Source organism: Fortiea sp. LEGE XX443, from assembly GCF_015206815.1.
GTDB lineage: Bacteria > Cyanobacteriota > Cyanobacteriia > Cyanobacteriales > Nostocaceae > Nostoc_B.
Window position 1 is genome coordinate 1 of record NZ_JADEXZ010000129.1, and the last position, 8167, is coordinate 8167.

The following is an 8167-nucleotide window of genomic DNA, read 5'->3' on the forward strand; positions in this document are numbered from 1 at the left end:
TATACCAAAGACAATATTCATCCACAAATTTGACGGTTTGTTTGGGTGGACGAGGCTCTACCATGCTCTGTGTCTTCGTTCTGGGCTTTTTACATCCTTATACTACCGCGATAGTGACACAACAGGGTTAGATTAGACATCTCCTAAACGACTTATTGTTGCTAGTCGTTAGCAAGCTCAGGGTACTTGGCAGCGAGTAAGTAGAAAGGTGCAAATAAACAGAACTATGTAACGGAAAGTAAAGTAGCTTGAAAACCTCTTCCCTTCTGCCCTCTGCCCTCTGCCTCCTGCCTTGTCATAACGACAATTTTTAACACCTACCTACTTATCATGATATTTCACACCAGAGGTAGAAACATTGGGGGAGTAGGCAACAAGAGTAACTTTGCCTTGGCGATCGCGTACCCAAGCAGTAGCAGGTATAATTGCCGTATGATCAGTGTCTTGTTATTCCTCTACTGATAACCTGCTGCTTGCAACAAAAACAACTTGGCATAAATTCCCCCAGCTTTCAGCAACTCTTCATGAGTTCCCTGTTCCATGACTTCCCCATTTTCAATCACAACAATTTTATCAGCCATCCTGACAGTAGAAAAACGGTGAGAAATCAAAAACACCATCTGATTTTGAGTGAGGGTACGAAAATGATTAAAAATTTCAAACTCAGCTTGAGCATCAATAGCTGATGTTGGCTCATCTAGAACTAAAATATCTGCCTGAGTACGCATAAAAGCACGGGCGAGGGCAATTTTTTGCCACTGTCCTCCAGAAAGTTCCTGTCCACCTTTAAACCAACGACCTAGCTGTGTTTGAAAGCTTTGGGGCAATTTTTCAATAAAAGATTGGGCTAGACCTTTTTGGGCTGCAATTTGCCAACGATTTTTATCTTCGAGATTTTTGACATCGCCTATACCGATATTTTCTCCCACGGTAAATTGGTAGCGCACAAAGTTCTGAAAAATTACCCCAATACGCCGCCGTAATATATCAACATTCCATTCTTGTAAGTCCAAACCATCTAATAAAATCCTCCCTGATTCTGGAGTATACAATCGGGTAAGGAGTTTGATTAAAGTAGTCTTACCGGAACCGTTTTCACCAACAATTGCCAGTTTTTCACCAGGTTTTAAATGTAGAGAAATATTTGTTAAAGCTGGTTTATCACTACCTGGATAAGTAAACGATACATTCTCAAACCGGATACCATCTTGAGGATTTAAGCCTTGTGTAGCGTTACCCCAAGGTTTGGTGACTTTCTCTTCTAAAAAATCGTAGAGGTTGGATAAATACAGGTTATCCTCGTACATCCCACCAATGGAAGTGAGGGCGTTAGAGAAAGTAGCCTGTCCTTGACGAAACACAGTGAGATACATTGTCATATCTCCCAAAGAAATCTTACCCGCCACTGCTTCTAGGACAATCCAAGCATAGGCGATGTAAAAAGCAATGGTACTCACCAAACTCAGGAGATAACCCCAAAGTCCCCGCCGCAGCGTTAAGTCTTGGTCTTCGCCGTAGAGTTGATGAAAAACGTTGCGGTAACGTTCTAACAGCATGTCACCAAGCTGATAGAGTTTGATTTCTGTGGCAAAGTCTTCTCGCGCGAGAAGATTTTCGATATAGTGTTGTTGACGAGTTTCCGGCGCACGCCAACTAAACAGCCGAAAGGCTTCACCAGCAAATCTAGTTTCGGCAATGAACGCAGGCATGGCTGCTACTATTAAAACCATGACTGCCCCGACTGAAAATTTTACTAATAAAACGCCGTAAGTAATAAGAGAGAGGGCATTCTGCACTAACCCAAAAGTGCGGTTAACTAGAGAAAGGGGACGCACCGAAGCTTCACGTCTAGCATTTGTGAGTTTGTCGTAAAATTCTGAGTCTTCAAACTGGCGTAATTCCAATGTGAGTGCTTTTTCTAATATGAGAATATTCACCCGTTGACCAAGTAGGACTCGGAGTAAAGATTGACAAACAATCAAGCCGCGCTGACTACCTGCTAATAAAACAACAGCGATCGCCTCTAAGCCAACATACCATAAAGGGTGATAACCAATAACTAAATTACCTTGAGCAGCCGATAAGACAGCATCAACAATTAGTTTACCAATGTAGGCGATCGCAGCTGGTAAAAGTCCTGCTACTAAAGTTAGCGTAGCTAAAATAATCGTCAAAGTGCGGCTGGTAGTCCACACCAGGTTTATCGCCCGTCCACTGTAGCGGAATACGGACAGTGATTGTCGCAGAGTGTTTCGTGTCTTTTTAATCCTCATTATTCTTTTTATAGCGTAGAAACACCTCTGATTGCAGACATCTTCAAAATAGCCGATTCACTAGAGAAATTATTGTACCTGAAGTGTATTGCCTCGCGATCGCATCAGTAAAACCTTTCTTGACATCCTGAAGGTAAAGAGCAAATTTATTTTTCTGCACTCAGTATTTTTAACTCAGCCCTACTAAACTTATACTACTAATACATTTCTGCCTGTAGCTTAATATGAGCCTGTGCATCAATCCTTTCTGTTCCAGACCAGAAAATCCAGAAAATGATAACTACCGCTTTTGTCAAAGTTGTGGTTCCCAACTACTTCTAGAAGACCGCTATCGGGTAATGCGTCTTTTAAGTGACAAAACCAGCTTTGGCAAAATCTATGAAGTCTACACAAGGAATACGCCGAAAATTCTCAAAGTACTCAAAGAACACCTCAACAACCACAGCAAAGCAGTGGAACTTTTTCAGAAAGAAGCAAATGTATTAAGTCAATTAAAACATCCTGGAATTCCTGAAATTGATGGGTATTTTCAGTATCAAACCAGCAACAATGTGAGGCTACATTGTTTGGTGATGGAAAAAATTGATGGTGTCAATTTAGAAGAATGGTTACAACAGCAAAGCCATCATCCCATCTCCGAGAAGCAAGCTATTACTTGGTTAAAACAATTAGCAGAAATATTAAATATAGTGCATAGTCAAGGTTGGTTTCATCGAGATATTAAACCAGCCAATATCATGCTCAGAAACAATGGGCAATTAGTTTTAATTGATTTTGGCACTGCTAGAGACGCAACACACACCTATCTAGCAAAATTAGGTGAAGGAAACCAAATAACAGCAGTGTTTTCAGCAGGGTATACTGCACCAGAACAAGCGAGTGGTCAAGCTATTCCACAATCAGATTTTTTTTCATTGGGACGTACTTTTATCTATTTGCTAACAGGACAGTATCCACTAAAATTTTATGATGCACGTAATGATGTTTTAACCTGGCGACAAGCAGCAAATATCTCGCCAAAATTTGCCGATTTTTTAGATAATTTGATGGCAAGGAAACCAGCTGATAGACCACAGAATTCTCAAATATTGTTACAAAACCTACTGCAAGTTGAACAGATACCAGCACCTACAACTGCTCACATTTCTCATAAATTCCCTATGAGCGTAGCAGTCGGTATACTACTATTGCTGGGAGGGGCTTTGGGTTACGGATTATCTCATTTACCCAAGTTTCTATTTTTACATCACAATCAATTAGAACATCTTCAAGTAGCTAAAACTCTCTCAGGACATTCCCACTATGTTAAAAGTCTGGCTATTACGCGAAATATAAAAACTTTAGTTAGTGGTAGTATTGACAGAGATATCAAAATCTGGGACTTAGCAAATGGCAGCTTAATCAGAACATTATCCGCTCATAGCAGTGGAGTTATTTCTGTAGCGATTAGCTCAGATGATAAAACTTTAGTTAGTGGTAGTAATGACCAAACTATCAAAATTTGGAACTTAGAAACTGGTGAATTAATTCGCACGCTTACCGGACATAAAGGTGTTGTTTGGTCTATTGCTATTACCCAAGATGAAAATACTTTAGTTAGTGGTAGTGGTGATAAAACTATCAAAGTTTGGAATTTGAAAACTGGCAAATTAATACGTACTCTCACCAGTCATTTGACTTCTGTGATGTCACTAGCAATTAGTCTTGACGGCAAGACATTAGTCAGCGGTAGTAATGATAAAACTATTAAAATCTGGAATTTAGAAACCGGTAATTTAATTAAGACAATTACAGGTCATGATGATGCAATTATTTCTCTAGCTATTAGTCCTGATGGGCAAACTTTAGCTAGTAGTAGTAATGATAAAACTGTTAAAGTTTGGAATTTAGTAACAGGTGATTTAGTTCGGACACTTATAGGTCACAATGCAGATGTTTTTTCGGTAGCTATCAGCAAAGATGGTAAGACTTTAGCTAGTGGTAGTGGTGACACAACAATTAAACTGTGGAATTTGAATGATGGTAATTTAATTAGGACACTCACAGGTCACACTACCACTGTTTATTCTGTAGTTTTTAGTCCAGATTCACAAACATTAGTGAGTGGTAGTAGTGACAAGAGTATCAAAATCTGGCGAATTAAACAGTGAGCTAATTGTTACAAAAATTCAAAAATAATGCTCAACAGAATGGCAGTAAAAGACCACCAGGATACGAAGATGAGTATCAAACAGTACTAATTACATAAATTTTTGACTGTTACCTGTAACCTGTCCCCTATCTCCACCCATGAATTTGATTGTCTCCAACTACTTAGTTTTATTGTATGAGCTTTTGGTGTAATAGTGTTAAATAAGCCACTTTACAATCTAAATTCTCACAATGACAAGAAATAAAAAACAAATTTTAAGATTAATTAAGATTTGAAAAGTCAAACAAGTAATTTTCTATTTCAAAAAGATAAACTTCTTGCTAAAAGTATCAACGAAAGTAACTTGATGAACGCTAAAATCATAGTATTCTTATGCACACAAGTTAGAATTAATTTAACTAATATTTAAAATAATTAACACATCTGGTGCATTTATGGTCACGAAAACTCAGCATTTTATGTCAAATGACTGAAGAAGAATAGATGGCACTGTGCTACCTTAGTAATACTTGCAAGGCAAAGTGTTGAATAATTGAGAGGAAAGAATTATCGTAGTCCAAAAGCAGCTAATTAACTCGCAAATCAAGTCACCTCAAGTATTCTTGATTGATCATGAGAATAACAATCGTGGTCTAATCAATACCTATGAAGCTCTACAGTTAGCCCAGAGCGTGGAGCTTGACTTGGTTGTAGTCTCCCAAAGCGAAGACACTCCAGTAGCGAAGATTCTTAACTATGGCAAGCTTCAGTATCAGAAGAAAAAACGCCAAGGTACAAGTGCTAGACCTACTGTAAAAGAAGTGCGGTTCCGTCCAAATGTCGGCGCGGGTGATTATAATTTGCGTATTAATCAAGCCCTTCAGTGGTTGAGTAAAGGCGATTCAGTGAAATTTGCTATACGTTTGCGAGGTCGAGAAAACCAATATCGCCAGCAAGCTGGCGATATGCTAGACCGCATTGTGAATGATCTGGGTCAAGTAGGTAAAGTTCAGTCCCTTGATAAACGCTCACTGATTGTTCAAATCATGCCTGCGTAAAATATTTTCAACGCTCTATGCGAAGCATAGAGCGTTGGTTACTAACTTAAGCAGAGAAATCCTTAAGTAGTTTTTGCAGTCATCATAATGCTTTCCTGGATACTAGTTACACAAAAATTAATATGGGAGCGGATAGCTCGCTCGTAAACTACAGTTTGCTGTGTGCGTACTCCCACAGCCTGATATATTAATTTAATTTCAGGAAATTCGCACCAGTACATTAAAAAAATGTCCTTAGCAGGAGTAGTAATTTCATAATTATTCTCTTGTCTTTTTTTTCTCAATTTACAATTATTTAGTTGTAATTTTTGTCTAAATAATTTTTCAAATTCTGGAATTATATTTGAAGTAATTTCCATATTCTATGCACCTTGCAATGCGTTATTAGGGCAAACATTATCTTGAGATGTTACTAAGTATGACACTTTATCTACCTGATATTAAAGCTAGTCATATCAAAGTTTTAACTACGCTGTACTTGATGAGATTTGCTACGACAACATATGTGTCAGTACTACTTTAGCGAGAAAAGTTCATCAATAAAAAGCTTCTATATTGTGTCGAAAAGCAATCAAGGCGTGCTTACCCTGATCTTCTTTTAGCGCACAAAGGATCATATCAGATACTTCTAATGAAACTATTGTCTTGATTTCAATATTAGTGTTGTAGCCTGCTAAATCCGCCAAGCGTCTTCCGTGACCACCTTCACCCTGCACTTGACTAATAGTATAGCCGCTAACATTATGACTTTTTAGCAGCTTAACAATACGGTCTTTTAGTACTGTTTCACCAATAATGGTGATTAAAACAGCAGGTTTGACGGGAGTGGCTGAGTTTGACATGGATAACTCCAGAGATTAGGTTCTAGCTGATAAAGCTTAATTGTTTGCAGTCCAGTCCAAATTTTGTATTAAAAAGGCTCAAGCATTTCTGCCTGAGCCAGTACTAAATGCAATTAATGTGCTGGATTAATGGGTTAGCTTCAAGAGCTAAATCTGTAAAGCTTAGTAGCGGTTCCGTCCGCCGTAGCTTCCCCGATTACCACCACCACCAAATGAACCTCTATCTTCTTTAGGTTTAGCTTTATTTACCTTGAGGTCACGCCCCATCCATTCAGCGCCATCAAGAGCTTCAATAGCAGCTGTTTCTTCAGCATCTGTACCCATTTCCACAAAGCCAAAGCCACGCATCCGACCTGTTTCACGGTCAGTAGGTAGTTGAACACGTCTTACAGAACCATATTCTGCAAAAACTGCGTTTAGACTATCTTCTGTAACTTCGTAAGAAAGATTGCCTACATAAACTGACATAGATTGTCTCCGAAATCGTAAGTGTGTAGAGATTTAGGTTTCGGAGAAAAGTCTGTAAATACCAAAAGGAGAAGCCCGTCAATACTAAAAACAAACGCGGTCTGCCGAATTAACTCTCACTTCCTAGTATGACACGGCAAGCAATTATCAGGGGGGAGTTACAAAAACCGTTATATAAATTCATGTAAGCATTTTATAGCTAAGTATGTGTGATGCTGGCTACGCCTATGCGACACACAAAGGGCTATAGCTATACTACTCATGATGGTGATCCTTTTTTTGTGGATTTATGGCGGTATGCGATCGCGTGAAGCAGAAAGGGTTTTTCTTGGCAAAGAAAATATTTTATTTTCAGAAACTGAGAGCTATAAAATTATGAAAATCTATACTATGGATATAAATAGGACTCATATTTGAGTTATAAAAAAAAGAAAGCGGCGATCGCACCAGCATCAATCCATATTAAGACTAGATTTCCAAGGTATAGATAAAGTGCGATCGCTGATGCAATCACTGTGTACAAAGTACCTCAAAATAGAAAACAAGGCTTCAAACTACTACGTTGCTTAATTTGTGTGACTAAAGGATGTTCACCTTGAAAGCCGCAAAAAGCACATACTAAAGCTAGTGTAGTTGCCAATATCCATATCTGTGCAGCAGCTGCGCCAACTAAAAAAGAAATCAGCAGCACCACACATACACCATGTTCTGGAGAAATATTGGGCGATACTATACCTGAGTATTGGGCTTGGCGGTATTTTGAGTGTTGTCAGTTGTATTCACGTCTATTTGATTCTAGGAAACTCTTAATTTAGACGTTGCTACGTCAGCAGGAGGCTGGAAAATAGCGATAATTGCGCGTACCGTAAATGCAACCATTGCCAAAACTCCAGCCGTTGCTAATCCCCAACGATGTAGAAAATCAGCTGTCCAATCTGGGGCTAGATAGCTACCATGTCCCCAAATACTACCGATATGCTGCCCGTCACGGGCTAAATATGTTTCTTGTCCAGCTTGGATTTCCTTTGCTGTGAGGATAACTTCTTGTTGTGGCGAACGAATAAATGTGGGAATTGGTGGCGCATTTTTTGAGATGGCTGCACCTGCTCCTAATAAAATGCTAAATGTGACTACGCAAATTAAAATTAACCAAGCAGGTAAGGTTAATTGGAATTTATTAATTTTGCGATCGCCTGGAATACTATAGGAATCATATTTGATTTCTGAAAAAGTGTACGAGATAATACGGAGGAATATATCTGTCTAAGAACAAACAATGATAGATCAGCATCTACAACCTGCGATGCCTGCGGCGGGCGTAGCCATCGCAGAACTACAAGAATTTATAGATAGTCGCCCAGATGCCCGTGAGGTGAGAAAAGCTCTCTTCTGTAA

At 39.0% G+C, this 8167-nt stretch carries 8 protein-coding genes; 3 read left to right on the top strand and 5 right to left on the bottom strand.

From position 1 onward, the window contains the following. Positions 1–455: 455 nt before the first annotated feature. Complete coding sequence (locus IQ259_RS26260) at positions 456–2273, bottom strand: ABC transporter ATP-binding protein (RefSeq protein WP_193888922.1); 1818 nt, start codon at positions 2271–2273, stop codon at positions 456–458. A 224-nt stretch (positions 2274–2497) separates the two neighbouring features. On the opposite strand from IQ259_RS26260, the gene IQ259_RS26265 reads away from it, so the two are divergent. Then, a complete protein-coding gene (locus IQ259_RS26265; RefSeq protein WP_193888923.1) occupies positions 2498–4423 on the top strand; it encodes a serine/threonine-protein kinase in 1926 nt (641 codons plus the stop codon). 571 nt (positions 4424–4994) lie between these two features. Beyond that, a complete protein-coding gene (infC, locus tag IQ259_RS26270; RefSeq protein ID WP_339383839.1) occupies positions 4995–5462 on the top strand; it encodes a translation initiation factor IF-3 in 468 nt (155 codons plus the stop codon). Between the two features lie 62 nt (positions 5463–5524). Here infC and IQ259_RS26275 read toward each other — a convergent pair whose 3' ends face one another. From IQ259_RS26275 to IQ259_RS27405, 4 genes are all read right to left on the bottom strand, one after another. After that, positions 5525–5821, bottom strand: a complete 297-nt coding sequence (locus IQ259_RS26275) for a hypothetical protein (RefSeq protein ID WP_193888924.1) — start codon at positions 5819–5821, stop codon at positions 5525–5527. A gap of 177 nt (positions 5822–5998) precedes the next feature. Further along, positions 5999–6304: a hypothetical protein gene (locus IQ259_RS26280; RefSeq protein ID WP_193888925.1), complete on the bottom strand. Its 306-nt coding sequence runs from the start codon at positions 6302–6304 to the stop codon at positions 5999–6001. 162 nt (positions 6305–6466) lie between these two features. After that, positions 6467–6772, bottom strand: coding sequence for an RNA-binding protein (locus IQ259_RS26285; protein WP_193888926.1), 306 nt, complete (start codon positions 6770–6772; stop codon positions 6467–6469). Positions 6773–7301: 529 nt separating this feature from the next. Further along, positions 7302–7466 carry a YwiC-like family protein gene (locus IQ259_RS27405; protein WP_339383838.1) on the bottom strand — a complete coding sequence of 55 codons (165 nt, stop codon included), beginning with the start codon at positions 7464–7466 and terminating at the stop codon, positions 7302–7304. Between the two features lie 336 nt (positions 7467–7802). Between IQ259_RS27405 and IQ259_RS26300 the strand changes: the two genes are divergently transcribed. Then, the gene (locus IQ259_RS26300) at positions 7803–7979 is read left to right on the top strand and encodes a hypothetical protein (RefSeq protein WP_193888928.1); all 177 of its coding nucleotides are present in this window, start codon (positions 7803–7805) and stop codon (positions 7977–7979) included. Positions 7980–8167: the final 188 nt, after the last annotated feature.